At 74.5% G+C, this 24,352-nt stretch carries 25 protein-coding genes and 1 riboswitch; of the genes, 18 read left to right on the top strand and 7 right to left on the bottom strand.

Going from position 1 to position 24,352, the window contains the following annotated elements; all coding sequences use genetic code 11:
* Window positions 1–54 precede the first annotated feature (54 nt).
* Together AW271_RS05495 and tenA are read left to right on the top strand one after the other, a co-directional pair.
* Window positions 55–1,938 carry an AfsR/SARP family transcriptional regulator gene (locus tag AW271_RS05495; protein WP_062332599.1) on the top strand — a complete coding sequence of 628 codons (1,884 nt, stop codon included), beginning with the start codon at window positions 55–57 and terminating at the stop codon, window positions 1,936–1,938.
* Between the two features lie 36 nt (window positions 1,939–1,974).
* Window positions 1,975–2,086: riboswitch (TPP riboswitch) on the top strand.
* A 16-nt stretch (window positions 2,087–2,102) separates the two neighbouring features.
* Entirely contained in the window at window positions 2,103–2,747 is a 645-nt protein-coding gene (tenA, locus tag AW271_RS05500; RefSeq protein WP_245652936.1) for a thiaminase II, read from the top strand.
* Here tenA and AW271_RS05505 read toward each other — a convergent pair.
* On the bottom strand, window positions 2,693–3,124 hold the full coding sequence (locus AW271_RS05505) for a DUF6010 family protein (protein ID WP_062332607.1): 432 nt from the start codon (window positions 3,122–3,124) through the stop codon (window positions 2,693–2,695). The two genes, tenA and AW271_RS05505, sit on opposite strands and share 55 nt — an antisense overlap.
* A gap of 117 nt (window positions 3,125–3,241) precedes the next feature.
* Here AW271_RS05505 and AW271_RS05510 point away from each other — a divergent pair, with 117 nt between their 5' ends.
* Both AW271_RS05510 and ligA read left to right on the top strand, forming a co-directional pair.
* On the top strand, window positions 3,242–4,201 hold the full coding sequence (locus AW271_RS05510) for a GlxA family transcriptional regulator (protein ID WP_062332610.1): 960 nt from the start codon (window positions 3,242–3,244) through the stop codon (window positions 4,199–4,201).
* A 7-nt stretch (window positions 4,202–4,208) separates the two neighbouring features.
* Window positions 4,209–6,287, top strand: a complete 2,079-nt coding sequence (gene ligA / locus AW271_RS05515; RefSeq protein ID WP_062332613.1) for an NAD-dependent DNA ligase LigA — start codon at window positions 4,209–4,211, stop codon at window positions 6,285–6,287.
* Window positions 6,288–6,395: 108 nt separating this feature from the next.
* Here the strand turns inward: ligA and AW271_RS05520 are convergent, their stop codons facing one another.
* On the bottom strand, window positions 6,396–6,638 hold the full coding sequence (locus tag AW271_RS05520) for a hypothetical protein (protein WP_062332615.1): 243 nt from the start codon (window positions 6,636–6,638) through the stop codon (window positions 6,396–6,398).
* A gap of 198 nt (window positions 6,639–6,836) precedes the next feature.
* On the opposite strand from AW271_RS05520, the gene AW271_RS05525 reads away from it, so the two are divergent.
* From AW271_RS05525 to AW271_RS05555, 7 genes are all read left to right on the top strand, one after another.
* Window positions 6,837–7,544, top strand: a complete 708-nt coding sequence (locus tag AW271_RS05525) for a hypothetical protein (RefSeq protein ID WP_062332618.1) — start codon at window positions 6,837–6,839, stop codon at window positions 7,542–7,544.
* Entirely contained in the window at window positions 7,541–8,023 is a 483-nt protein-coding gene (locus AW271_RS05530; protein WP_062332623.1) for a metallophosphoesterase family protein, read from the top strand. Before AW271_RS05525 ends, AW271_RS05530 begins: the two co-directional genes overlap by 4 nt.
* A 27-nt stretch (window positions 8,024–8,050) precedes the next feature.
* Entirely contained in the window at window positions 8,051–8,716 is a 666-nt protein-coding gene (gene lexA / locus AW271_RS05535; protein WP_218007949.1) for a transcriptional repressor LexA, read from the top strand.
* A gap of 92 nt (window positions 8,717–8,808) precedes the next feature.
* Complete coding sequence (locus tag AW271_RS05540) at window positions 8,809–9,234, top strand: VOC family protein (RefSeq protein ID WP_218007981.1); 426 nt, start codon at window positions 8,809–8,811, stop codon at window positions 9,232–9,234.
* Between the two features lie 20 nt (window positions 9,235–9,254).
* A complete protein-coding gene (locus AW271_RS05545) occupies window positions 9,255–9,674 on the top strand; it encodes a YciI family protein (RefSeq protein WP_062332629.1) in 420 nt (139 codons plus the stop codon).
* The gene (locus tag AW271_RS05550; RefSeq protein WP_062332632.1) at window positions 9,671–10,810 is read left to right on the top strand and encodes an RNA polymerase sigma factor; all 1,140 of its coding nucleotides are present in this window, start codon (window positions 9,671–9,673) and stop codon (window positions 10,808–10,810) included. Before AW271_RS05545 ends, AW271_RS05550 begins: the two co-directional genes overlap by 4 nt.
* Before the next feature lie 27 nt (window positions 10,811–10,837).
* Window positions 10,838–11,683 carry a fumarylacetoacetate hydrolase family protein gene (locus AW271_RS05555; protein ID WP_062332641.1) on the top strand — a complete coding sequence of 282 codons (846 nt, stop codon included), beginning with the start codon at window positions 10,838–10,840 and terminating at the stop codon, window positions 11,681–11,683.
* On the opposite strand, the gene AW271_RS05560 is transcribed toward AW271_RS05555, so the two are convergent.
* Genes AW271_RS05560 through AW271_RS05575 form a run of 4 tightly spaced genes read right to left on the bottom strand, consistent with a single transcriptional unit; the run spans window position 11,677 to window position 15,909 of the window.
* Window positions 11,677–12,807: an alpha/beta hydrolase family protein gene (locus tag AW271_RS05560; protein ID WP_083976091.1), complete on the bottom strand. Its 1,131-nt coding sequence runs from the start codon at window positions 12,805–12,807 to the stop codon at window positions 11,677–11,679. The two genes, AW271_RS05555 and AW271_RS05560, sit on opposite strands and share 7 nt — an antisense overlap.
* Before the next feature lie 11 nt (window positions 12,808–12,818).
* Window positions 12,819–14,132: a S41 family peptidase gene (locus tag AW271_RS05565; protein WP_062332643.1), complete on the bottom strand. Its 1,314-nt coding sequence runs from the start codon at window positions 14,130–14,132 to the stop codon at window positions 12,819–12,821.
* On the bottom strand, window positions 14,129–15,196 hold the full coding sequence (locus AW271_RS05570) for an ABC-2 membrane transporter-related protein (protein ID WP_062332647.1): 1,068 nt from the start codon (window positions 15,194–15,196) through the stop codon (window positions 14,129–14,131). Before AW271_RS05570 ends, AW271_RS05565 begins: the two co-directional genes overlap by 4 nt.
* The gene (locus tag AW271_RS05575) at window positions 15,193–15,909 is read right to left on the bottom strand and encodes an ABC transporter ATP-binding protein (RefSeq protein WP_062333166.1); all 717 of its coding nucleotides are present in this window, start codon (window positions 15,907–15,909) and stop codon (window positions 15,193–15,195) included. Before AW271_RS05575 ends, AW271_RS05570 begins: the two co-directional genes overlap by 4 nt.
* 210 nt (window positions 15,910–16,119) lie before the next feature.
* On the opposite strand from AW271_RS05575, the gene AW271_RS05580 reads away from it, so the two are divergent.
* Both AW271_RS05580 and AW271_RS05585 read left to right on the top strand, forming a co-directional pair.
* Window positions 16,120–17,376 carry a sensor histidine kinase gene (locus AW271_RS05580; RefSeq protein ID WP_245652937.1) on the top strand — a complete coding sequence of 419 codons (1,257 nt, stop codon included), beginning with the start codon at window positions 16,120–16,122 and terminating at the stop codon, window positions 17,374–17,376.
* Window positions 17,373–18,056: a response regulator gene (locus tag AW271_RS05585; protein WP_062333172.1), complete on the top strand. Its 684-nt coding sequence runs from the start codon at window positions 17,373–17,375 to the stop codon at window positions 18,054–18,056. Before AW271_RS05580 ends, AW271_RS05585 begins: the two co-directional genes overlap by 4 nt.
* A gap of 25 nt (window positions 18,057–18,081) precedes the next feature.
* On the opposite strand, the gene AW271_RS05590 is transcribed toward AW271_RS05585, so the two are convergent.
* Window positions 18,082–18,387, bottom strand: a complete 306-nt coding sequence (locus AW271_RS05590) for a MiAMP1 family antimicrobial peptide (protein ID WP_062332650.1) — start codon at window positions 18,385–18,387, stop codon at window positions 18,082–18,084.
* An 86-nt stretch (window positions 18,388–18,473) separates the two neighbouring features.
* Between AW271_RS05590 and AW271_RS05595 the strand changes: the two genes are divergently transcribed.
* The 5 genes from AW271_RS05595 to AW271_RS05615 all read left to right on the top strand — a co-directional run bounded on the left by AW271_RS05595 (window position 18,474) and on the right by AW271_RS05615 (window position 24,350).
* A complete protein-coding gene (locus AW271_RS05595) occupies window positions 18,474–19,433 on the top strand; it encodes a D-2-hydroxyacid dehydrogenase family protein (RefSeq protein WP_062332652.1) in 960 nt (319 codons plus the stop codon).
* 78 nt (window positions 19,434–19,511) lie between these two features.
* Window positions 19,512–20,342, top strand: coding sequence for a hypothetical protein (locus AW271_RS05600; RefSeq protein ID WP_062332655.1), 831 nt, complete (start codon window positions 19,512–19,514; stop codon window positions 20,340–20,342).
* Between the two features lie 13 nt (window positions 20,343–20,355).
* Window positions 20,356–21,315 carry a dipeptidase gene (locus AW271_RS05605; RefSeq protein ID WP_062332658.1) on the top strand — a complete coding sequence of 320 codons (960 nt, stop codon included), beginning with the start codon at window positions 20,356–20,358 and terminating at the stop codon, window positions 21,313–21,315.
* Between the two features lie 87 nt (window positions 21,316–21,402).
* On the top strand, window positions 21,403–22,755 hold the full coding sequence (locus AW271_RS05610; protein WP_062332661.1) for a serine hydrolase domain-containing protein: 1,353 nt from the start codon (window positions 21,403–21,405) through the stop codon (window positions 22,753–22,755).
* Window positions 22,752–24,350, top strand: coding sequence for an ABC transporter substrate-binding protein (locus tag AW271_RS05615; RefSeq protein ID WP_062332664.1), 1,599 nt, complete (start codon window positions 22,752–22,754; stop codon window positions 24,348–24,350). Before AW271_RS05610 ends, AW271_RS05615 begins: the two co-directional genes overlap by 4 nt.
* Window positions 24,351–24,352 lie beyond the last annotated feature (2 nt).

The following is a 24,352-nucleotide window of genomic DNA, read 5'->3' on the forward strand; positions in this document are numbered from 1 at the left end:
GGGGTCGAGGTTGCCGGGTGCGGATGAGCAACCGATGAGCACTAGCGTGGTGGGGTGTCCGTTGTGGTGGGGGTCCTCGGGCCGGTGGAGGCGTGGGACGCGGCGGGGGCGGCGATCGCGTTGCGGGGGCCGCGGCACCGTGAGGTGCTGGCGCGGCTGGTCGCGGCCGGCGGCCGGGTGGTGCCGGTCGAGGTGCTGGCGGCCGATCTGTGGGACGACCCGCCCGAGGGCGCGGTGGCGGCGATCCGGACGTTCGTGGCGGCGTTGCGGCGGGCGCTGGAGCCCGGCCGGCCGCCGCGCACGCCGCCGAAGGTGATCGTGACGGCGGGTCCGGGGTACGCGTTGCGCGCCGAGGCCGACGTGTGGCGGTTCGAGGAGGCGGCCCGGTTCGCCGGACCGCCGGCGGCGGTGCTGACCCGGCTGGATCAGGCGCTGGGATTGTGGCGGGGCCCGGCGTACGCGGGGCTGGCGTGGGCCGAGGGGGAGCGGGCGCGGCTGGCCGAGGTGCGGTTGCGGGTGGTGGAGCGGCGGGCGCGGGCGCTGGTGGACCTGGGCCGGGCGGATGAGGCGGTGCCGGATCTCGACGCGCACGTGCGGGCTCATCCGTGGCGGGAGGAGATGTGGCGGCTGCTGGCGCTGGCGCTCTACCGGTCGGGGCGGCAGGCCGACGCGCTGGCGGTGCTGCGGGGCGCGCGGGCGGAGCTGGCGGGGCGGCTGGGGCTCGATCCGGGGCCGGGGTTGCGGGACCTGGAGGCGGCGATCCTGCGGCAGGACGACGGGCTGGCCTTCGGTGACGCGGCGGCGCGGGTGTGGGCGGGCGCGGCGGCGGCGCATGACCGGGTGGCGGCGGGGGCGGGGCCGAGGCTGGAGGCGGCGGTCGGGCTGATGCGGGGGCTGGCGGTGACCGGGGGCGAGGGGCTGGTGGCGGCGCGGGAGCATCGTGCGGCGGCGGTGGAGGCGGCCGAGGAGCTCGGTGACGCCGATCTGGTGGCTCGGGTGATCGGCGCTTATGACGTACCGGCGATCTGGACCCGTTCCGATGATCCGGCGCAGGCGGGGCGGGTGGTCGGGGCGGCGGCGCGGACGCTGGACCGGATCGGGGCCGGGGCCGGGCCGGCGACGCGGGCGCGGCTGCTGGCGACGATCGCGGTGGAGTCGCGGGGCGGCGGGTCCGCGCGGGCGGGCGCGGCGGCGGCCGAGGCGGTGGAGATCGCGCGCGGGCTGGCCGACCCGGTGCTGCTGGTGTTCGCGCTGAACGGGGCTTACATGCAGGCGTTCGGGCGCACCGGCCTGTCGGGGCGGCGGGCCCGGATCGGGGCGGAGATCCTGGCGGTGTCGGCACGGCACGGCCTGGCGAACTACGAGATCCTGGGTCGTCTGATCGGGCTGCAGTCGGCCTGCGCGGTCGGCGACTTCGGCACGGGTGACGGGCACGCCGCCCGCCTCGACGCGCTGGCCTCGCGGCACGACCGGCCGCTGACGTCGGTGTTCACGGCGTGGTACCGGGCGCTGCGGCTGGCCGAGGATCCGGCGGCGGCGTTCGCCGGCCAGGAGGCGGCCTACCGCGAGGGGGCCGGGTTGCTGGAGGGGGCCGGGATGCCGGGGCTGAGCGAGGGGCTGCCGGCGTTGGCGTCGTTGTGCCTGCGGCTGCGCCACGGCCGGCCGCCGGAGCCGGTCGATCCGGGGGTGTACGGCCCGTTCGAGCCGTGGGCGGGTGCGGTGCTGCGGCCGGACGCCGATCTCGGCGCGGTCCCCGATCCGCCGCGAGACCTGCTGGCCGAGGCGATGTGGGCGCTGCTGGCGCGGGCCGCGCGGGTGCGGGGCGACGGCGCGGCGTTCGGGCGGGCGCGGGCGGCGTTGCGGCCGGCGGCGGGGGAGCTGGCCGGGGCGGCGAGCGGCCTGGTGAGTCTCGGGTGGGTGCGAGACGTCATCGGCTGACCCCCTTTCCGGCGGGCGGCGCGTCGGTTAGGTTGATCATGACATCGCGGGAGCCCGGCGTACCGGGCTGAGAGTGCGGCTGGAACGGCCGCAGACCGCTTGAACCTGACCGGGTCATGCCGGCGTAGGGAGAAGGTCTCATCATCAGCACGTTCAGCGACGGGTTGTGGGACGCCGCGGCCCCCATCTATCAGGCGATCCTCCGTCATCCGTTCATCACCGGGCTCGTCGACGGCACGCTGCCCCGGGAGGCGTTCCGGCACTTCGTCGTCCAGGACTCCCACTATCTGCGCGACTACGCCCGCGCGCTGGCGGTGTGCGCGGCCAGGGCGCCCGACGAGGACGTCACCCGCGCGTTCGCCGGTGACGCGGTGGGGGCGATCGCGGCCGAGCGGGAGATGCACGCCGCGTTCATGGCCGACCTGGGCGGGTCGGCCGAGGAGGCGGCGGCGCAGCCGGTGGGGCCGACGACGCGGGCGTACACGAGTTACGTGCTGGCCACGGTGTACGGCGGTTCGTTCCTCGACGGGCTGGCGGCGGTGTTGCCGTGTTACTGGATCTACGCGCGGGTGGGGGCCGACCTGCTGGCGCGGTCGTCGCCCGATCCGCTCTATCGGCGGTGGATCGCGGCGTACGGGAACGAGGAATTCCAGGAGACGGTCCGCCGGGTGGTGGCGCTGGCCGACCGGCTGGGCGGGGAGGCGACGGAGATGCAGCGGGCGCGGGCGGTGGAGCACTTCACGGCGACGGCCCGTTACGAGTGGATGTTCTGGGACGCGGCCTGGCGGCGGGAGTCCTGGCCTCTGTGACGCCGGAGGCGGGTGAGCGACGGCCCGCCCGCGAAGCACCACAACGCGATGACCGGGTCGCACAGGGCGCAGCCGAAGCTGGAGTCCTCGGCGAAGGGGATGATCGGCGCGCCCTGGAGGTGGTGGACGACGTCCCAGGCGGTGTGCAGCAACCAGCCGACGCCGATCCAGTTCCAGTTCGTCAGGCCCCGGTAGGCGACGTAGGTCATGACGACGGGCAGCACGAACTCCCCGTAGCCGAGGCCGCCGCCGCCGAGGTAGGCGGCGCCCGCGCCGGCGACGAGCACGGCGTTCACCGGGCGGCGATGCGGCTCGGGGATGAGCGACAGCAGGGCGACGCAGATCAGCCCGATGACGATCGGCAGGACGACGGCCATGTGGTTCCGTTTCTCGATGGGTGCGGGGTGGCAGCGCCACGGTAGGACGGCCGGGCCGCGCCGCCCCATGGGGTGAACGGACAATCTCCGCCGGGTTTCCGCCAGTAGCGTGGCGCTGTGCACACGGTGGCGGTCCTGGCGCTGGACCAGGTGGTGGCGGCCGATCTGGCGACGCCGGTGGAGGTGTTCGGGCGGGCCCGGCTGGCCGACGGGAGCCGCCCCTACAGGGTGGTGGTCTGCGCCCCGGCGCCGCGGGTGACGGGTGCGGCTTTCACCCTCATCGCGCCCTACGACCTGTCGGTGCTGGGGGAGGCGGGCACGGTCGTCGTCCCGGGATGCTCCGAAGGGTCGCCCCCGCCGCCGGTCGCGGTCCTCGACGCGTTGCGCGCGGCGGCGGCCCGGGGCACCCGGATGGTGTCCATCTGCGCGGGCGCCTTCACCCTGGCGGCCGCCGGGCTGCTCGACGGGCTGCGCGCGACCACCCACTGGGCCGCCGCCGACCTGCTGGCCCGGTCGTATCCGCGCGTGACGGTGGAACCCGACGTCCTGTACGTCGACAACGGGCGCATCCTGACCTCGGCCGGGGCCGCCGCCGGGCTGGACCTGTGCCTGCACGTGATCCGGCGCGACTTCGGATCGGCGGTGGCGGCCGAGTCGGCCCGGTTGTCGGTGGTGCCGCTGGAACGGGAGGGCGGGCAGGCGCAGTTCGTCCCGCACACCCCGCCGCCCGTTCCGCGCGGGTCGCTGCTGGAGCCGGTGCTGGCGTGGATCGAGGAGAACCTCGACGGGGAGGTGACGGCGGCGCGGATGGCCCGGCGGGCCGGCATGGGCGAGCGGACCTTCGCCCGCCGCTTCCGCGAGCAGACGGGGACGACGCCGCTGCAGTGGCTGCTGCGGGCGCGGGTACGGCGGGCCCAACTGCTGCTGGAGAGCACCGACGAGGGGGTGGAGCGGGTGGCGGCGCGGGCCGGGTTCGGGTCGGCGGCGGCCTTCCGCGACCGGTTCAAACGTGTGGTCGGGGTGACGCCGACGGCCTACCGCGCGGCCTTCAGGGATTGTCGGTCGGGTTCGACATGATGAGGGCATGACCGAGACACCCCCCATGACGGCGATCGCCGATGAGACCGCGTACGCCGAGGCCGTCCAGCTGGCCGTCGACGCGTCGGCAGCCTATTACGCCGACGGCACCTCCACGCTCGACGACGACGCCTACGACCGGCTGGTGCGGGGCATCGAGGCGTATGAGGCCGCCCATCCGGAGCAGGTGCTGCCGGCCTCGCCGACCGGCAAGGTGGCGGGTGGCGCGGTGGTGGGCGACGTGCCGCACACGGTGCCGATGCTGAGCCTGGACAACGTGTTCGGGCCCGATCAGCTGGTGGCGTGGGCGGCGTCGCTGGAGCGGCGGCTCGACCGTCCGGTGACGGCGTGGAGCGTGGAGGCCAAGCTCGACGGGCTGGCGGTGTCGGCGCGTTACCGGCGGGGGCGGCTGGTGCAGCTGGTGACGCGCGGTGACGGCCTGGCGGGGGAGGACGTGTCGCATTCGATCGGCACGATCGTGGGGTTGCCGGAGCGGCTGGCCGAGGCGGTGACGGTGGAGCTGCGCGGTGAGGTGATGATGACGACGGCGCAGTTCGAAGACGCGTGCGCCAAGCGCCAGGCCCACGACGGCACCACGTTCGCCAATCCGCGCAGCGCGGCGGCGGGCACGTTGCGGACGAAGGACCGTCCGTATGTGTGTGAGCTGACGTTCTTCGGTTACGGCGCGTTGCCGTTGCCGCCGGGTGACGACTCGGAGCTGGCGGTGCGGCTGCGGGAGTGGCCGCACAGTCAGATCATGGAATGGGTGGCGGGCCAGGGGGTGCGGACGACGGCGGTGACGCCGGTGGCGGGGGTGCTGGTCGCCGATCTGGCGGCGGTGCAGGCGCGGGTGGAGGAGATCGCGGCGGCGCGGGCCGGGCTGGAGTTCGGCATCGACGGCATCGTGGTCAAGTGCGACCTGGCGGCCGACCAGGCGGCGGCGGGGTTCAGCTCGCGCGCCCCGAGGTGGGCGGTGGCCTACAAGCTGCCGGCCACCGAGAAGATCACCAAGCTGGTGGGCGTGGAGTGGAACACCGGCCGGACCGGCATCATCGCGCCGCGTGCGGTGCTGGAGCCGGTGGAGCTCGACGGGTCGATCGTCACCTACGCGACCCTGCACAACGCGGCCGACATCGCGCGGCGCGGCCTGATGATCGGCGACTCGGTGACCGTCTACAAGGCGGGCGACGTGATCCCGCGCGTGGAGGCCCCGGTCGTCCACCTGCGCACCGGCGACGAGACGCCGATCGACATCCCGCAGGTGTGCCCGTCGTGCGGCGACGCGATCGACGCGAGCCAGGAGCGGTGGCGGTGCGTGCGGGGCCGCGCGTGCCGGGCCATCGCCTCGATCGAGTACGCGGTGGGCCGTGACCAGCTCGACATCGAGGGTTTGGCGGTCAACCGGATCCAGCAGATGCTCGACGCCGGTCTCATCGCCGACTTCGCCGACCTGTTCTTCCTGACGCGTGAGCAGCTGCTCGGGCTGGAGCGTATGGGCGAGACCAGCACCGACAACCTGCTGGCCGCCCTCGAACGCGCCAAGGCGCAGCCGTTGAGCCGGGTGTTCTGCGCGCTGGGCGTGCGCGGCACGGGCCGCAGCATGTCGCGCCGCATCGCCGCCCATTTCGGCACCATGGACGCCATCCGCGCCGCCGACGCGGCCGCGATCCAGGAGGTCGACGGCATCGGCCCGGAGAAGGCCCCCGTGGTGGTCGCCGAGCTGCTGGAACTCGACGCCCTGATCGACAAGCTGATCAAGGCGGGCGTGAACATGACCCAGCCCGGCGTGGTGCCGAACCGGGCCGACGTCGCCGAGGCGGCGGGCGAGCCGGTCGAGCTGCCGCTGGCGGGCATGTCGGTGGTGGTGACCGGCACGATGACGGGCCCGCTGGCGGCGTTGTCGCGCAACGAGATGAACGAGCTGGTGGAGCGGGCGGGCGGCAAGGCGTCGTCGTCGGTGTCGGCCAAGACGTCGCTGGTGGTCGCGGGCGACAAGGCGGGCTCGAAGCGGGCCAAGGCCGAGAGCCTGGGGGTCCGGGTGGCGAGCCCGGAGGAGTTCGCCGACCTGGTCGCGGCGTTCCTATGAGGTCGGCGCGTCGCCGTCGTCGTCATCCGGTGGTGGCCGTCGAGCTCGGTCAAGCGACCGCCGCCGGTTACGCGGAGTGAACGGCGGTCGCCTCCGCCCATGGGGCGGCTAGTTTCCGCTGTGGTCGATCACGTTGCCGTTGGAGCAGTTGTTCACGTGGTTGCCCACCCAGTCTCCCAGGACCGGCACGACCGCGACCTCCTGCAGGCAGACGGCGGCGGCCGTGAAGTTCCAGTTGTTGGCCGCGTTCACCCCTCCGCCGAAGTTCGAGTCGGGATCGTCGGCATGCGCGGAGCCGGCCATCCCCGCCACGCCCAGCGCCAGCGCGACCGTCGCGAACGTCCTCTTCATCGGAACCACTCCCTCAAAACCAATTACAAAGCGTAATCAGAGTGGCGCATGCCTCGATCGATCCCGTAGAGCCACGCCCACGATGACCGGCACGTCGATGTCGAAGCCGTGCACGAACAGATCGGGCTCCCGGCCTCATCCGCGAAGGCCGGGGTGTCGGGCCGGGACCACCTGCCGGTCGGGCACTAGGGTGTCCGGGTGAGCGACTGGCGCTTCCTGTACGAAAGCCTCCACGACTCGCCCGACCCGCTGTGGCCCTGGCTGGCCGCGCACCCGGATCTGGTCGCCGACGTCCAGCGGGCAGGTCGGCCCGGCAGCCACCTGACCTCCCCGGGAGACGAGACCCTGTGGCGGCTCTACGCCGTCGGCCGCGTCATCGACCTGCTCATCGCCGACCACCCCCGCCTCTACCCCGCCTTCTGCACAGCCCTGGGAGGCGACCGCATCGACCGACCCGACTTCCACCCGTTCTGCCACGAGGTCGCCGAGGTCCGGCAGGCCGCCGACCCCGACCAGCCGCCGGTGATCGTCGAAGAGCGCCGGCCAGGATTCATGGTCGGGTCGTTGTTGTTGTCCCGCGCCGGCGTCGTCGTCACCGCAGGGGAACGCCACCTGGTCGCCGGGGTCGCCGACCGCTCGACCCTCTACTGGACGCACCGCCGCCGCGACCGCCCCGCCCGGGACCTGTCCCACGGCTGGGGACACAACTCGCAGTGGCGGACCGCCGCCCGCCGCGACTACCTCGCCGACGGCCACTTCCACTACAACGTCGACGGCACCGAGCGCCCGACAGGCCGGGCGGAGATCGAGATCGTCCGCCATCGGTGCGGCACGCTGCACGATCCGGGTGACGACCTGTTCCCCTACGACGACGTCCACGTCGAGCCCGCCATGCCGGCCGCATGAAGATCGTCGTCCTGTCCGACACGCACGCGCCGCGTTTCTGGAAGGCCCTCCCGCCCCGGGTCGCCGAGCACCTGCGCGGCGCCGACGTGATCCTGCACGCCGGTGACGTGTGCGTCGGGTGGGTGCTCGACGAGCTGGCCGCCCACGCGCCCGTCCACGCCGTCAAGGGCAACAACGACGGCCCCGACGTCGAGGCCCCCGAGACGCTGGAGCTGACGCTCGGCGGGCTGCGCGTGGCGATGATCCACGACGCCGGGCCGGCCAAGGGCAGGCCGGCGCGGATGCGGGCCCGGTTCCCGGACGCCGATCTGGTCGTGTACGGCCACTCGCACATCCCCCTCGACGACGACTCCGGCCCGGTCCGCATCTTCAACCCGGGCTCGCCGACCGACAAGCGCCGCCAGCCCCACGGCACCCTCGGCCTGCTGCGCGTCGAGGGCGGAAGGCTCGCCGAGGCGAGGATCGTCGCGGTGACCTGACCCGCGTCCGGTGCCGCGCGGCCTACGATGTCGCAGGTGACCGCCTACGACGACGACCTGTTCGAGCACCTCGACACCGCAGGGCTGCCGCCGCGCCAGCAGCGGATCCTGGCCACGATCCACGACTGGGTGGTGCGGCACGGCTATCCGCCGAGCACCCGCGAGATCGGCGACGCGGTGGGGCTGCGGTCGGCGTCGGCGGTGTCGCGGCATCTGCGGAGCCTGGAGGAGCTGGGGTTCCTGCGCCGGGGCAGTGCGATGAGCCGGCCGATGGACGTGCGGGCGTTCCTGCGCGGGCCGGCGGCGCGGCCGGCCGCCGACCTGGTCAGCGTGCCGGTCGTGGGCGACATCGCGGCGGGGGCACCGATCCCGGCCGAGCAGTACGTCGACGACGCGCTGACGCTGCCGCGCGACCTCACCGGCCGGGGCACCGTCTTCGGGTTGCGGGTGCGGGGCGACTCGATGGTCGAGGCGGCCATCTGCGACGGCGACATCGTCGTGGTCCGGCAGCAGCCGGAGGCGCACTCGGGGCAGATCGTGGCCGCGATGATCGACGGCGAGGCGACCGTGAAGGTGTTCCGGCGGCGCGGCGGCCACGTCGTGCTGGAGCCGCGCAACCCGGCCTACCCCGACATCGACGGCGACGACGCGGTGGTGCTCGGCATCGTGGTCTCGGTGTTGCGCAGCGTCTGAGAAATTCCTCCCGCCGGGATGTCGAGAACGCGGCGGCGGCTCCGTCCCCGGTTCACCTACGGAGAAGGAGAACCACCATGACCGTCCAGCGCATGGACAACGTCGCGATCGTCGTCGACGACCTGGAGGCCGCCGTCGCGTTCTTCGCCGAGCTGGGGCTGGCCGTCGAGGGGCGGGCCCGCATCGAAGGGGGGTTCGCCGACCGTACCGTCGGACTGGAGGGTGTGAGCAGCGACATCGCGATGATGCGCACCCCCGACGGGCACGGGCGGCTGGAGCTGACGAAGTACCACCACCCGGCGGCGGTCGGCCCCGACCCGGGCAGCCTGCCGCCCAACACGCGGGGCATGCACCGCGTCATGTTCGCCGTGACCGGCATCGACGACGTCGTGGCCCGGCTGCGTGAGCACGGCGCCGAGCTCGTCGGCGACGTGGTCCGCTACGAGGACAGCTACCGGTTGTGCTACCTGCGCGGCCCGGAGGGCGTCATCGTCGCCCTGGCCGAGCAGCTGAGCTGACACCGAAGGAGGGACCGGAGATGGCCAAGTACCTGCTGCTGAAGCACTACCGGGGCGCGCCGGCCGCCGTGAACGACGTGCCGATGGACCAGTGGACGCCCGAGGAGGTCGCCGCGCACGTCCAGTACATGGTCGACTTCGCCGCCCGGCTGGAGGGCACCGGCGAGTTCGTCGACAGCCAGGGACTGTCCCCGGAGGGGAGTTTCGTGCGCTACGACGGCGAGGGGCGGCCGCCGGTCGTCGACGGCCCGTTCGCCGAGACGAAAGACCTGATCGCGGGCTGGATGGTGATCGACGTCGAGTCGCCGGAACGCGCCTACGAGCTGGCCGCCGAACTGTCGGCCGCTCCCGGCGCGGGCGGCCGGCCGATCCACGAATGGCTGGAGGTGCGGCCGTTCCTCACCCTGCACGCGGCCGTCTTCGACCGGGTGCCGGATTGAACGAGGCGCTGCTGCGGGAGCTGGTGCCCGCGGTGATCGGGGTGCTGGTCCGCCGCGGGGCCGACTTCGCGGCGGCCGAGGACGCCGTCCAGGACGCCCTCGTCGAGGCGGTGCGGGCGCCGCAGGACGTGCGCGACCCCAAGGGGTGGCTGATCACGGTGGCCTGGCGCAAGTTCCTCGACGCCGCCCGCGCCGAGACCTCCCGGCGCGACCGGGAGCTGCGCGCCGACAACGAACCGGAGCCCGGCCCGGCCGAGTCGGCCGACGACACGCTGCGCCTGTACTTCCTGTGCGCCCACCCGTCACTGACCCCGGCGTCGGCGGTGGCGCTGACGTTGCGGGCGGTCGGCGGGCTGACCACCCGGCAGATCGCGCAGGCCTACCTGGTGCCCGAGTCGACGATGGCGCAGCGCATCAGCCGGGCCAAACGCACCGTGGCCGGGGTGCGGTTCACCCGGCCGGGCGACGTCGCGACCGTGCTGCGGGTGCTCTACCTGGTGTTCAACGAGGGCTACTCCGGCGACGTCGACCTGGCGGCCGAGGCGATCCGGCTGACCCGCCAGCTGGCCGCCATGACCCGGCACGAGGAGGTCGCCGGGCTGCTGGCGCTGATGCTGCTGCACCACGCCCGGCGGCCGGCCCGCACCACCCCCGAGGGGCGGCTCGTCCCGCTGGCCGAGCAGGACCGGAGCCGGTGGGACACCCGCCTGATCGCCGAGGGCGTCGAGGTGCTGCAGGCGGCGCTGGCCCGCGACCGGCTCGGCGAGTTCCAGGCGCAGGCCGCCATCGCCGCGCTGCACGCCGACGCCCCGGCGGCCGCCGAGACCGACTGGGTGCAGATCGTCGAGTGGTACGACGAACTGGTGCGCCTGACCGGCAACCCGGTGGCCCGGCTCAACTGCGCGGTCGCGGTCGGCGAGGCCGACGGCGCGCACGCGGGCCTGGCCGCTTTGGCCGAGGTCGACCCGGGCCTGCCCCGCCACACGGCCGCCTCGGCCTACCTGCACGAGCGGGCCGGCGACCTGGCCGCCGCCGCCCGCCTGTACGCCGAGGCCGCCGGCCAGGCGTCCAGCGTGCCCGAACGCGACCACCTCACCCGCCAGGCCGCCCGCCTCAACGCCCTCCTGCGCCGTTGATCAAAACGGTCGGTAAGGTGCAGCACCATGGAATTCTTCCGCCACGGCCCCGCCGGGTCCGAGCGCCCCGCCGTCCGGCACGGGGGCCGCGACTACGACCTGACGCCGCTCACCGCCGACATCGACGGCCCCTTCCTGGCCGATGACGGCATCGAGCGCGCCGCCGCCGCGCTGGCCGCCGACGAGCTGCCCGAGATCGACATCGCCGGGCGGCGCATCGGCCCGCCGATCGCCCGCCCGCCGGCGGTGGTGTGCATCGGCATGAACTACGCCGCCCACGCCGCCGAGTCGGGCGCCGCGCCGCCGCCCTACCCGATCGTGTTCCTCAAGCACCCCGGCTGCGTGGTCGGCCCCGACGACGACGTGATCCTGCCGCCGAACTCGGCCAAGACCGACTGGGAGGTCGAGCTCGCCGTCGTCATGAAGGGCACCCCCCGCTACCTGAACGACCCCTCCGAGGCGCTCGGTTACGTCGCCGGATACGCCCTGTCGAACGACCTGTCGGAGCGCGCCTTCCAGCTGGAGGAGTCGGGCGGCCAGTGGTCGAAGGGCAAGTGCGCCGAGACGTTCAACCCGCTCGGGCCGGTGCTGCGGCCCGCCTCGGAGATCGACCCCACCGGGCTCCGGCTGCGGTCGTGGGTGAACGGCGAGGTGCGGCAGGACTCCAGCACGGCCGACATGGTGTTCTCCGTCGCCGAGATCATCCACCACCTGAGCCACTACATGCTCCTCATGCCGGGCGACGTGATCAGCACCGGCACCCCCGAGGGCGTGGCGCTGTCGGGCCGTTTCCCCTACCTGAAGGTCGGCGACGTCGTGACGATGGAGATCGACGGGCTCGGCCGCCAGGAGCAGGTGATCGTGGCCTACTGAGCGGGGAACGTCACCTCCGGACAGCACGGCGACGGCCCGTCCAGAAGAGGTTGCCGCCGCCCTTTCAGGTGCAGGTCGAGGAAGGCGGCCACGTAGGCGCGGGTGAGCTCCGCGCCCCGGGACGCGGGCAGCATCCCGGGCAGCGGGTCCAGGCCGATGACCTCGGCCAGCAGCGGGACGTCGGTGAACGTCTGGTGCTCGGCCCCGGCGACCACGAGCCACCGCTTCCACCCCGTCAGCGCCTTCCAGTCGCGGTCCCACGAGTGGTCCGGTCCGCCCGGGACGTGCTGCGGCGTGCCCAGGAACAGGAACGGCCGCGACAGGCCGCCCTTCGGGATGCGCGCGTAGGTGGTGCCGTCCAGGTCGATCCCGGCGCGGACCCGCCGGTCGGCGACCATGGCCGCCACGGCGGCGGCCCCGCCGATCGACTGGCCGGCCATCGCGATGCGCCCGGAGTCGATCAGCCGGGCATACGTGGAGGTCAGCCGGTCGAGGACGAAGGACACGTCGGCCGCCCGGCCCCGCACCAGCCCGGCGCGGAACCCCGGGTCGCCGGAGGAATCGCAGGCCAGGCACCCGGCCACCCGCCCGTCGGCCAGGGTCGTGGCGTAACTTTCGTGGGTGTGGTCGATCCCGGCCACGACGTACCCCCGGGAGGCCAGGTCCTCGGCCAGGGACGTGAGGGTGCTCATCGGTTTGGTGAAGCCGGGAGACAGCACCACGAGCGGCAGGCCGCGCCCGGCGGGGGCGGCGTCCCTGACGGAGTGGGTCCCCGTCTCGCTCAGCGTCCCGGCGGCGGTCGCGGGCATCCCCGAGCCGGTCAGCAGCGGTTCGGCCTCCTTCGGCGACATGTACGGCGCGCGCGGCCCGTCGCGTTGCTCGGTCGGGTACCAGAGGGTGACCCTGAGCTGCCTGGCCCGCATGCTCTCGTCCCAGGGGTCGGGGCGGGAGCCGTCGGTCAGGTGCAGAACCGCGCTGCCGACCGGGCGGCCGCCGGTGGGGGCGGGGAGGGCGACCGGGCGGGCGGGCGCGGGCGAGGGGGCGGCCGAGCGGGGCGGTTCGGGCGCGGAGCAGGCGCACGCGGCGACGCCGGTCAGCAGCGCGGCGGCGAGCAGTCGTCTCATCGGAGGTCCGTTCACGGGCGCAGCAGGGTCAGGGCCGTCTCGAGCGCGCGGTCGCGCCCGGCGGCGGCGTCGTGCGGGGTCGCCGGGACGTGGTGGTCGGGCGGCACGCCGATCCGGTCGACGACCTCCCGGTCCGGGCCCAGATGACGCCGGGCCGACAGGCTCAGCACGGTGCCGTTCCCGAGCCGGAACGGCCGGGCCGGGCCGGAGATCGCCCCGGCGGTCCGCGTGCCGACCAGCGTGCCGGCGCGCAGCCCCTTGACCGCGGCGGCGAGGTGCTCGCAGGCCCCCGCGCAGCCGTGGTCGACCAGCACCACCAGGGGCAGGCCGAGCAGGGGAACGGTGTCGTCGGTCCACACGCCGTCGCACCCGCCGTCAGCGGCGCACTCGTGGGCGGTGACCGCGCCGTGGACGAACGCGCTGAGCAGCCGGACCGCCTCCGTCGAGCTGCCGCCGCCGTTGCCGCGCAGGTCCAGCACCACCCCGGACAGGGTGTGTCCGGCGCGCAGCCGGGAGATCGCCCGCAGCGCCCGGTCGGCGGCGTCGGGCGGGAATCCGGTCATCCGCACGTGGGCGACGTCGCCGAGCAGCTCCGACCGCACCACCCGCAGGGCGGCCGGGTCTCTCGGGTAGACGGCGGGCGTGAGGGTCACGCCCCAGCGGCGGCCGGTGCCGGGCCGCAGCAGCCGCAGCCGCACCGGCCGCGCGTCCGGGTAGACGGCGTCGAGCTCGCCGTCGGCGCTCTCGACGACGTCGCCGGGACGCAGCCCCGCCGCCCGCGCCGGGCCGCCGTCCACGGCCGTGACGAACAGCGGAGGGAGCGCCGCGCCGGCGTTCGTGCGCAGCCCCAGGCCGTAGCCGTCGCCGTCGTGGTGGTCGGGCGGGATCTCGGGCGGGCGCTCCCAGCGGGCGTGGCCCTCGCCGAGGGCGGCCGCCATCCCCTCCAGGGTGGCGGCGGCCAGGTCCGCGCGCAGGGCGGGGACCCGGTCGCCGATCGCCCGGAGCCGGGTCTCGAAGGCGGCCCAGTCGGCCGCGCGGTCGCCGGTCATCGCGGGCAGGGCCGCCTCGGGCAGGTCGCGCCCGCCCCGGTTGAGCTCCCGCACGAGGGCGGCGAACCCGGCGGTCAGCACCTCGCGGCCGTCGACCTGGGAGTCGGCGAGGATGCAGCCGTACGCCTGCCCGACGACGTCGATCGTGGTGGGCGTCACCGTGAGGGAACCCGAGGGCGGGGAGCAGGCCGGGAAACCGGCCTCGGCGCGCGGCGGCGCGGGAACGGAGCAGCCCGCCGCCAGGAGCAGGGCCGCGCCCGCGGTGGCGAGTCTCACAGCGGGCTCCTGATCCACCGCAGGCAGCAGCCCGCCAGGCCGAGGGCGAGCAGCGCGTAGATCCCGGTCTCGATCCACTGGACCGGCCAGAAACGGTCGAGGGGCTGGTAGGCGGCCTGCTGGCGGTAGCCGAGCCGGTTGACCTCGTCCAGGCACGGGCTCGTCCCCGGTGGCGCCGCCGCTCCTTCGGGCCCGCACGGCCCCGACGTGGTGGAGACCGGGATCGACCGGGTGACCGTGCTCGACGGGCCGGAGAGCCCCTCGGCGCTCGCCCGTCCCGGGCCGGTCAGTTCGCTCGACAGGACCCACGCGCCCGGATGGCCGGGGACGGCAGAGGTGCGCAGGAAGACGTGGAGCGAGCCGCCGCGCTCCGCGCCGATCCCGTCGACGTTCTCCCGGCCGAGCTCGAAGGTCCCGGTGACGGGCGGCATCAGGTGGGGCCGGACCAGCAGCGGCACGGCGACCTGGACGGCCGCGAAGATCACCAGGGTGAGCGCCATCGCGGGCAGCGTGCGGCGGACCAGCAGGCCCACGGTCACGCCGAGGACGAACGCGAACGCCGCGTACCCCATCGGCGCGATGCCGCGCGCGCCGAACACCACGGGGGCCATCTGCGCCATCTCGGGCACGGCCGACCGGTCGAGCGGGCCCGACCACCACGTCACCGCCAGCCCGCACCCCCCGGCGACGGCCACGGCCGCCAGGCCGACGACGGCGAGCTTGACCGCCAGCCAGCGGCGGCGGGTGACGCTCTGGCTCCACACCAGCAGATGCGTGCCCGCCTCCAGCTCCCGGGCGACCAGCGGCGCGCCCCAGAACAGCCCGATCAGCGCCGGCAGGAGCAGCACGACGAGGGTGAGGGCCAGGAACAGCAGGTCGTACGCGCCGAAGAACCGGTCGAAGAAGTCCAGGCAGGTCTCGTCCGGGACGCAGGCGGCGATCCCGGCGGTGTACTCGGCGGCCAGGCCCGGGCCGGTCGCGCCCAGCGCGACGACGAAGGCGACGAGCACGGCGGCCGTCAGGGCGGCCGAGCCGCGGAACTGCCGCCAGGTCAGCCAGATCATCGTCCGGCCCCCGCGTCCATGGCGGCCAGGACGACGTCCTCCAGGCCGCGCCCGGAGGCCCGCAGCCGGTCCACGTCACCGGCCAGCCGGACGCGGGAGCCGGCGAGCACGATCACGTGGTCGCAGACGCGTTCCAGGTCGGAGACCAGGTGGGAGGAGAGCAGCACGCTCAGCCCGTGCGCGGCGGCGGCCTCGCCGAGCCCTTCGAGGAACTCGCGGCGGGCCAGCGGGTCGAGCGCGGCGACCGGCTCGTCCAGGATCAGCAGTTCGGGCCGCTTGGCCAGGCCCAGGGTGAGGGCCAGCTGGGCGCGCTGGCCGCCGGACAACCGTCCGGCCCGCCGGGCGGGCGGCAGGCCGAGCCGCGCGGCGCGTTCGCGGGCGAGCGGGGCGTCCCAGCGCGGGTTGAGGCGGGCGCCCAGCCGCAGGTGGTCGGCGACCGTCAGGGCCGCGTACACGGGGGTGTCCTGGGCGACGAACCCGACCCGGGCCAGGTGCGCGGGGGTGGCGCCGGGCCGCTCGCCGAGGACGGCGAGGTCGCCGGTGGTCGGCGCGAGCTGGCCGGCGGCCAGCTTCAGCAGGGTGGTCTTGCCGGCGCCGTTGGGTCCGACCAGGCCGACGACGCGGCCGGCCGGGACGACGACGGTGCACTCGCGCAACGCCCAGCGAGTGCCGTATCTACGACCGAGCACGTGGGCTTCCAGGACGGCGGTCATCGCCATCTCCTCCTGAACCGGTGGTCCGATGGGGCAGGGCACCGAACCTAGGCAGCGCCCCCTCGGGCCCGCGTCGGCCGCGCCACCGAGATCGGGTCACTCCCGGGAGCGAGGGGCGGCGGGGTCATCCTCGCGATGTACTCCCGGCGGCCGGGCGGCGCCCTCACTACGGCCGATGCGGGAGCGCCGGGTCCGCGTGATGATGTCCCGGTGGAAACCGGTGAACGACCGCCCTGGTGGCGGCTCCTGCTCGACTCCGGCCGCGAGCGGGCGCGGCCGTCCCGCTGGGCGGTGGCCGCCGACGTCGTGGTCGCGCTCGTCCTGACGTTCGTCGTGCTGGCCGTGGCGAAGGACCTGACCGGTTCCGCCGAGTACCTGTCGCTCCGGCCGGAATCCGATCCCCTGCCGCCGCCGCTTCCCGTGCTCCCGGAGGTCCCCGACGGGAGCGGGCCCGCGCCCGGCTCCCCGCCGCCGCTGGTGCTGGTGGCGCTGACGGCGCTGCCGCTGGCGGTGCGGCGGCGGTTTCCGCTCGCGACCTGCTGGGTGGTGCTGGCCGCGGCGCTGGCCACCCAGGCGGCCGCGACCTGGATCACGGTGCTGACCTGCGCCGTCGCCACCTACGGGGCCGTCGTGCACGGCCGCAACCGGGTGCTGGCGATGGGCGGCCTCGTGCTCGCGGCGGTGCTGGCGGGGGTCGCGTTCCGGGACGTCGCGCCCGCGCCGAGCTGGATGGGGCCGTTCGTGGTGCTGCTGGGCGTCGGCGTCGCCGCGAGCTTCGTCGGCCGGCTGGCCGAACTGCGGCGGGCCCAGGAGGAGGCCACCCGCCGGGCCGTCGCCGAGGAGCGCTCGCGGATCGCCGCCGAGCTCCACGACGTGGTGACCCACAACGTCAGCGTGATGGTGATCCAGGCCGGGGCGGCCCGCAAGGTCGTCGACGTGGAGCCGGAACTGTCGAAGGAGGCGCTGCTGGCGATCGAGTCGGGCGGCCGGGCCGCCATGGCCGAACTCCGCCACGTCATGGGCCTGCTCGCCGGGCCCGGCGGCGACCGCCTCGACGGGCCCGCCGACGGGCTCGAACCCCAGCCCGGCCTCGACCGGCTCGACGCCCTGGTCGACGGGGTCCGCGCCGCCGGGGTGCCGGTCCGCACCGAGGTCGCGCCGCCCGGCCCGCTGCCGCCGGGCGTCGACCTGGCCGCCTACCGCGTCGTGCAGGAGGCCCTCACCAACACGCTCAAGCACGCGCCGGGCGCGGCGGCGTCCGTCCGGATCGGCGGCGACGCCGAATGGCTGGAGATCGAGGTGACCGACACCGGCGGGACCCGCGGCGGCGGGCCGAGGGCGCCCGGCGGCCGGGGCCTGATGGGGTTGCGCGAGCGGCTGGCCGTCTACGGCGGCACCCTGGAGGCCGGGCGCACGGTAGACGGCGGGTTCCGCCTCGCCGCCCGGGTCCCGTGGGGCACGCCGTGACCGGGCCGCTGCGCGCCGTCATCGCCGACGACCAGGCGCTGGTCCGCACCGGTTTCCGGATGATCCTGGCCGCCGACGGCATCGAGGTCGCCGCCGAGGCCGCCGACGGCGACGAGGCCGTGGCCGCCGTCCGCCGCACCCGGCCCGACGTGGTGCTCATGGACGTCCGCATGCCGCGGACCGACGGTCTGGAGGCCACCCGGCGGATCACGGCGGCCGGCGGGGACACCCGGGTGCTGATCCTGACGACCTACGACCTCGACCACTACGTGTACGCCGCCCTCGCGGCCGGGGCCAGCGGCTTCCTGCTCAAGGACGTCACCCCCGAGCACCTGGTGGCGGCCGTGCGCCTGGTGCGGTCGGGCGACGCGCTGCTCGCGCCGACGATCACCCGCCGGCTGGTGGAGCGGTTCGCCCGCCGTGACCCGGCGCGGCCGGCGCTCCATCGCGACCTGGGGGAGCTGACGTCCCGGGAGCTGGACGTGCTGCGGCTGCTGGCCACGGGCTTGAGCAACGCCGAACTGGCCGCGCGGCTGAGCCTGAGCGTGGCGACGGTGAAGACGCACGTCGCGCGGATCCTGTCGAAACTGGGCCTGCGTGACCGCGTCCAGGCGGTGGTGGTCGCCTACGAGACCGGCCTGGTCGCGCCCGGGGGCCCGGCCCCGCCGGGCCGCCCCTGAAGGCGGCCCGGCGGGCGGCGTCACGTCAGCAGACGATGAAGACGCTCTTCCAGCCGACCGGCGTGATCTGCTCGGCGTTACGGTTGCTGTCGAGCGTGAAGTGGGCCACGCCCTGGGCGTTGGGCTGGTTGTACATCCGGCCGCTCTGGCCGGTGCCGTACCACTTGTAGGAGCCCCCGAACGGGATGTTGTTGATGCCGCACGCGCTCAGGGCGACGCTGCGGCCCGAGAAGCCGGGGCCCTCGTAGGCGACGTACACCGAGGCGTGGGCCATGCCGGCGGTGCCGGCGATGACGGCGGCGATCGCGGAGGTGAGGAGGATCCTCTTCACGGGTGTCCTTCCGTTGAGTGACATTGCGTGATCATCGTGGGACGGCCCGCGTCCATGATCGAGTGCGCCGCGCGTACAGTGACCACATGAAGATCGTCATTTTGGACGACTATCAGCGGGTGGCCCGCGAACTGGGCCCCTTCGACACCCTGACCGGCGACGAGATCGTCGTCCTGCACGAGCACCTGGCCGATCTCGACGACCTGGCGGCGGCGCTGGCGGACGCGCGGGTCGTGGTCGCCATGCGCGAGCGCACCCCCTTCCGCGCCGAGACCTTCGCGCGGCTGCCCGGCCTGCGGCTGCTGGTGACCACCGGCATGGCCAACGCGTCGATCGACCTGGCGGCCGCCGCCGCCCACGGCGTGACCGTCACCGGCACGGCCGCGACCGGGTCGGCCACGAGCTCCAACACGGCCGAGCTGACCTGGGCGCTGATCCTGGCCTGCCGCCGCCACGTCGTCACCGAGGACCGGGCGCTGCGCGAGGGCCGCTGGCAGACCACCGTGGGAACCGACCTGGCCCGCACCACCCTGGGCGTGCTCGGGCTGGGCCGCCTGGGCGGCCAGGTGGCGCGCATCGGGCAGGCGTTCGACATGCGGGTCATCGCCTGGAGCGAGAACCTCACCCCTGAGCGGGCCGCCGAGGCGGGCGCGACGTGGGTGCCCAAAGACGAGCTGTTCGCGCGCAGCGACGTGCTGACCGTCCACCTCAAACTGAGCGACCGCACCACCGGCCTGGTCGGCGCGGCCGAGCTGGCCGCCATGAAACCGACCGCGATCCTGGTCAACACCTCCCGCGGCCCGATCGTCGACCAGGCCGCGCTGGCCGCCGCGCTCACCGCCGGCACGCTCGCCGGAGCCGGCCTGGACGTCTACGACACCGAACCCCTCCCGCCCGGCGACCCCCTGCGCGACGCGCCCCGCACGGTGCTGCTGCCGCACCTGGGGTACGTCACCGAGGCCGGCTACCGGTCGATGTACACGCAGGTCGTCGAGGACATCGCCGCCTGGAAGGCGGGCTCGCCGATCCGCGTGCTGACGGGCTGACCTACGGCGCGGGGCGTAGCCGGGGACACCCCGCCACGCCGATGAACGGGGGAGGGGCCGGTCCCTAGATTTCGGGCCATGATCTCCGCAACGACGCCGCTGGCGCTCGCCCTGTCCTCGGTCCTCGCGCTCGGCACGCCCGCGCAGACCCCCGCTCCCCGCCCGCACGACTACCTCGGCGCCTGGAACTACGACCAGCCCGACCGCGCCACCCTGCGCAACGTCGCCGTCATCAGGGCCACCCCGCCGATCCACGTCCCGCAGATCGGCGACATCGTCTTCACCAGCACCGCCGACGGCGTCACCGGCCGCACCGACCAGGGCTGCACGTGGACGTTCGCCGTCCGGCCCGCCTCGCTGGAGCTCGACCCGCCGACGCAGAACTGCTTCAACCGGGTCATCGGGTCGGCGTACACGATCACGAGATGGTCGGTGACCGTGGCCGGCCGCCACCAGCGCGAGAGCATCGAGGCCGTCAGCCACCAGCCGAACGGCGACTACGCCTTCCGCCTCGGCGACGGCCGCCGCACCCGCGCGACCGGCGGGACGGGGGCGCGCTTCGCGGGCTCCTGGCGCTACGACCCGGCCGACCCGGCGGCCCGGGTGAACATCGTCACCACCCGCTACGCCGACCGGGTCACCCAGACGCCCCGGCAGGGGACCGTCACGTTCACCGGCCGCCGGGGCGTGCTGACCGCCCGCACGGCCGACGGCTGCGCCTGGCGGCTGACCGCGCGCGGCAACACCGCCAAGCTCGACCCGGCCGTGCAGACCTGCGGCGGCACCACGTTGTCGTTCTGGACGGTCGCGAGCGACGGCCGCCGGCAGGCGTCGGTCCAGGCGGGCACCGGCCCGGACGGCGGGGCGTTCCTGCTCAGCGTCGGTGCGCTGACCAGGGAGCGCGGGTAGCAGGATGGGGCGCATGACTTCAGCCCGCGCCTTCTGGGAACAGCACACCTGCCTGCCGCTCAGCCTCGACGCCGACGTCGGCGACCTGCTGCGCTACCGCCGCCCCGGCGGGGCCTACGTGTCGGTCAACGTCGGCTACGCCCCGCACTCCCGGGAGGACGCGCTCGCCTACATCGGGCACTTCACCCGGGCGGTCGAGGCCCACCCCGACCTGGAGCTGGCCACGACCGTCGCGGAGATCGACGCGGCGGTGCCGGGCGACCGGATCGTGGTGGCCTTCGACCTGGAGGACTCCGCGCCGCTGGCCGGCGACCTGGACATGGTGGAGACGTTCTACCGGCTGGGCGTCAAGTCGCTGCTGCCGAGCTACAACAACGGCAACGCCGCCGGGGGCGGCTGCCTCGACGCCGTCGACTCCGGGCTGACCGCCTACGGGCGCGACCTGGTGCGGCGGATGAACGAGGTCGGCATGCTGGTCGACGGGTCGCACTGCGGCACCCGTACCGGGCTGGACCTGTCGGAGGTCTCCGAGCGGCCGATGATCTACTCCCATTCGGCCATGCGCGGGGTGTGGGACCACGCCCGCAACATCACCGACGAGCAGGCCCGCGAGTGCGCCGCGACCGGCGGCGTCATCGGCATCCCCGGCGTGGGCATCTTCCTGGGCCCCAACACCGCCACTTTGGAGGCGTTCGTCGCGCACATCGACTACGCCGTCGAGCTGGTGGGGCCCGAGCACGTCGGCATCGGCAGCGACTACTCCTTCGACGCCGACACCATCATGGAGGACCTGGCGGCCAACCCCGAGCTGTTCCCCGAGGAGTACACCCGGTGGGGCACGATCCGGTTCGTCGAGCCGGAGACGACGCTGCTCGTCGAACGGGAACTGATCGGGCGCGGCTACCCGGAGGAGACGGTGCGCGGCATCCTGGGCGGCAACTTCCGGCGGGTGGCCGCCCAGGTCTGGACCTGAGGTTCTTGTCTGATCGGACAAGGGCCGCCGGTTCGGGTTGTGCGATCGGCTGAGTACGACGGCCGCCGCGCGATCTAGCCTCGGCACATGACGACGCCGGAACGCTGGCTCGACGAGCACCTCGCCCCGATCCTGGCCGCCCGCGGCGTGCCGGGCGCCTCGGTCGCCGTGCTGGCCGGAGGCCGGGTGGTGACGGCCGCCGCCGGGGTGCTCAGCACCGCCACCGGCGTCGCGGCCACCCCCGACTCGGTCTTCCAGATCGGGTCGATCACCAAGTTGTGGACGAGCGCGCTGGTGCTGCAGCTCGTCGACGACGGCCTGGTCGACCTCGACGTCCCGGTGCGGGTCTACCTGCCGGAGCTGGCGGCGGGCGACCCGTCGATCACCACCCGCCAGCTGCTCTGCCACGTCGCCGGGTTCGAGGGCGACGTCTTCACCGACACCGGCCGGGGCGACGACGCCGTGGAGCGCTACGTCGCCTCGATCCGGGACATCCCGCAGTTGTTCCCGCCCGGTGAGGTGTTCTCGTACAACAACACCGGGTTCGTCGTCCTCGGCCGTCTGGTCGAGGTCATGCGCGGCGAGCCGTTCGACCGGGTGCTGGTCGGCCGGCTCGCCGCGCCCCTCGGGCTCACCCACGTCTCGCCGAGCCCGTACGAGGCGATCCTGCACCGGGCCGCCGTCGGGCACCTGCCCGGCGAGGGCGGCGGCCCGGTGCCGGCGCCGACGTGGGCGCTGGCCCGTTCGAACGCGCCCGCCGGGTCGATGCTCGCGATGACCGCCCGCGACCTGGCCGGCTTCGCCGCCGCGCACCTGGAGGGCGGCGCGGGCCTGCTCAAGCCGGGAACGGTGGCGGCCATGTGGCGGCCCCAGGTGCGGCTGCCCCGCCTCAGCGGCATGGCCGCCGCGTGGGGGCTCGGCTGGGAACTGGAGGAGCACGACGGGCGGGCCGTCGTCGGCCACGACGGCGGGACCATCGGCCAGGCCGCCTTCCTGCGGCTCGTGCCCGACCGCGGCGTCGCCGTCGCGCTGCTGACCAACGGCGGCGACGTCCTGGGCGCCTACGCCGACGTCGTCGGGCATCTGCTGGGCGAGCTGGCCGGCGTCGCGCTGCCGCCCCGCCCGACGCCGCCCGCCGCGCCCGAGCCGATCGACCCGACGCCCTACCTGGGCCGCTACGCCGACACGATCTACGACATCACCGTCAGCCAGGATGCCGACGGCGCCATCTGGCTGGAGCGGGTCCCCAAGGACGTCATCGCCGAGATCGGGGAGAAGCCCCTGCGGACCCGGCTGGTGCACCTGGAGGGCGACTCGCTGATCGCGCTGGAGGCGATCCACGGCGTCCATCCCGTCTTCGCCTTCGTCGGACGCGACGAATCGGGGCTCGCGAAGCACATCCACTACGGCCGCGTGGTCTCGAGAAAAGGAACGCCATGACGCGCATGAGGGCACTGGCGGCACTCGCCCTGACGGGTTCGGTCGGCCTGGCCGCCTGCGGCGGCGAAGCAGCCGAATCACCCGGCCAGGCCGCCGGGACGACCGGGTCCGCCTACGCGACCGGCAAGACGTTCACCCTGAACATCGCCGCCGACCCCGGCGCCCTCGACCCGCAGGGCGCGGCGACGAGCGGGCTGTTCGCCCTGACGCAGTACGCCTACGACAACCTGGTCGCCGTCGCGGCCGACGGCTCGATCCAGCCGCAGCTGGCCGAGGCGTGGACGGCCGAGGGCGCCACCCTCACCTTCACCGTCAAGAGCGGCGTCACCTGCGCCGACGGCGCGCCGTTCACCGCCCAGACCGTGGTCGACAACATCGCCTACGTGACCGACCCGGAGAACAAGAGCCCGTTCCTGGGCGTGTTCATCCCGGCCGGGGCCACCGCTTCGGCGGAAGGCGCCAAGGTGACGGTCAAGCTGCCCGCGCCCGCGCCGTTCGCGCTGAACCAGTTCTCCAACCTGCCGATGGTGTGCGACGCCGGGATGAAGAACCGCGCGAGCCTCAAGGCCGGCACCAACGGCACCGGGCCCTACACGCTCGTCGAGGCGGTGCCCTCCGACCACTACACCTACCAGCTGCGCCAGGGCTACACCTGGGGCCCCGGCGGCGCGACCACCGCCGAGCCGGGCCTGCCGGCCACGGTCGTCGTCAAGATCGTCGCCAACGAGACCACCGCCGCCAACCAGCTGCTGTCGGGGGCCGCCAACGCCGTCCAGATCACCGGCGCCGACGCCGCCCGCCTGAGCGGCGCGGGCCTGAAGTCGGTCGACACGCAGGCGCTCGTCGGCGAGCAGTGGTACAACCAGGCCGACGGCCACCCCACCGCCGACCCGGCGGTGCGGCTGGCGCTGACCCGGGCGCTCGACCTCAACCAGCTCCAGACCGCCATCACCTCCGGCAAGGGCGCCGCCGCCACCCAGCTGGCCGTGCTGGCGCCGAGCGGCTGCGCGGGCGACGCCGTGGCGGGCAACCTGCCCTCCTTCGACGCCGCCGCCGCGGGCGCCGGACTCGACGCGGCCGGATGGGTGAAGGGCGCCGACGGCGTGCGGGCCAAGGGCGGCGACCGCCTCACGGTCTCCCTGCTGTACGACGGCGCCCTGGGCAGCGCGGGCAGCGCCGCGGCCGAACTGGCCGTCGCGGCGTGGAAGGCGGTCGGCGTCGACGCCAAGGCCGTCCAGCAGAACCAGACCCAGCTGTCCGGCGCGATCTTCGGGACCGGCGGCTGGGAGGTCGCCTGGGTGCCGCTCAACGTCAGCACCCCCGACCAGGTGATGCCGTTCGTGTCCGGCCCGGCCGCGCCCAAGGGCACCAACTTCGCCGCCATCGACAACCCCGACTACCTCGCCGCCGCCAAGCGGGCCATGGCCGCCACCGGCGCCGAGGGGTGCGCCGACTGGTTCGCCGCCGAGCAGGCCCTCTACAAGGCCGCCGACGTGGTGCCCTTCGCCAACAACGTGGTCCCCACCTTCGTCAAGGGCGCGGAGTTGTCCGTCGTGGGCAGCATCGTCCCGACCAGCATCCGGATGCTCGGCTGACC

The organism is Herbidospora sakaeratensis, from assembly GCF_001570525.1.
In the GTDB taxonomy this organism is placed as follows: Bacteria; Actinomycetota; Actinomycetes; order Streptosporangiales; family Streptosporangiaceae; genus Herbidospora; species Herbidospora sakaeratensis.

What these genes read in the sequence shown, in the direction of transcription:
- AW271_RS05505 (WP_062332607.1), bottom strand. Translation starts at nt 3,124, where the DNA reads ATGGCCGTCGTCCTGCCGATCGTCATCGGGCTGATCTGCGTCGCCCTG.
- ligA (WP_062332613.1), top strand. Translation starts at nt 4,209, where the DNA reads ATGACCGAGACACCCCCCATGACGGCGATCGCCGATGAGACCGCGTAC.
- AW271_RS05520 (WP_062332615.1), bottom strand. Translation starts at nt 6,638, where the DNA reads ATGAAGAGGACGTTCGCGACGGTCGCGCTGGCGCTGGGCGTGGCGGGG.
- AW271_RS05530 (WP_062332623.1), top strand. Translation starts at nt 7,541, where the DNA reads ATGAAGATCGTCGTCCTGTCCGACACGCACGCGCCGCGTTTCTGGAAG.
- lexA (WP_218007949.1), top strand. Translation starts at nt 8,051, where the DNA reads ATGTCGCAGGTGACCGCCTACGACGACGACCTGTTCGAGCACCTCGAC.
- AW271_RS05540 (WP_218007981.1), top strand. Translation starts at nt 8,809, where the DNA reads ATGGACAACGTCGCGATCGTCGTCGACGACCTGGAGGCCGCCGTCGCG.
- AW271_RS05545 (WP_062332629.1), top strand. Translation starts at nt 9,255, where the DNA reads ATGGCCAAGTACCTGCTGCTGAAGCACTACCGGGGCGCGCCGGCCGCC.
- AW271_RS05555 (WP_062332641.1), top strand. Translation starts at nt 10,838, where the DNA reads ATGGAATTCTTCCGCCACGGCCCCGCCGGGTCCGAGCGCCCCGCCGTC.
- AW271_RS05560 (WP_083976091.1), bottom strand. Translation starts at nt 12,807, where the DNA reads ATGAGACGACTGCTCGCCGCCGCGCTGCTGACCGGCGTCGCCGCGTGC.
- AW271_RS05570 (WP_062332647.1), bottom strand. Translation starts at nt 15,196, where the DNA reads ATGATCTGGCTGACCTGGCGGCAGTTCCGCGGCTCGGCCGCCCTGACG.
- AW271_RS05575 (WP_062333166.1), bottom strand. Translation starts at nt 15,909, where the DNA reads ATGACCGCCGTCCTGGAAGCCCACGTGCTCGGTCGTAGATACGGCACT.
- AW271_RS05595 (WP_062332652.1), top strand. Translation starts at nt 18,474, where the DNA reads ATGAAGATCGTCATTTTGGACGACTATCAGCGGGTGGCCCGCGAACTG.
- AW271_RS05600 (WP_062332655.1), top strand. Translation starts at nt 19,512, where the DNA reads ATGATCTCCGCAACGACGCCGCTGGCGCTCGCCCTGTCCTCGGTCCTC.
- AW271_RS05605 (WP_062332658.1), top strand. Translation starts at nt 20,356, where the DNA reads ATGACTTCAGCCCGCGCCTTCTGGGAACAGCACACCTGCCTGCCGCTC.
- AW271_RS05610 (WP_062332661.1), top strand. Translation starts at nt 21,403, where the DNA reads ATGACGACGCCGGAACGCTGGCTCGACGAGCACCTCGCCCCGATCCTG.
- AW271_RS05615 (WP_062332664.1), top strand. Translation starts at nt 22,752, where the DNA reads ATGACGCGCATGAGGGCACTGGCGGCACTCGCCCTGACGGGTTCGGTC.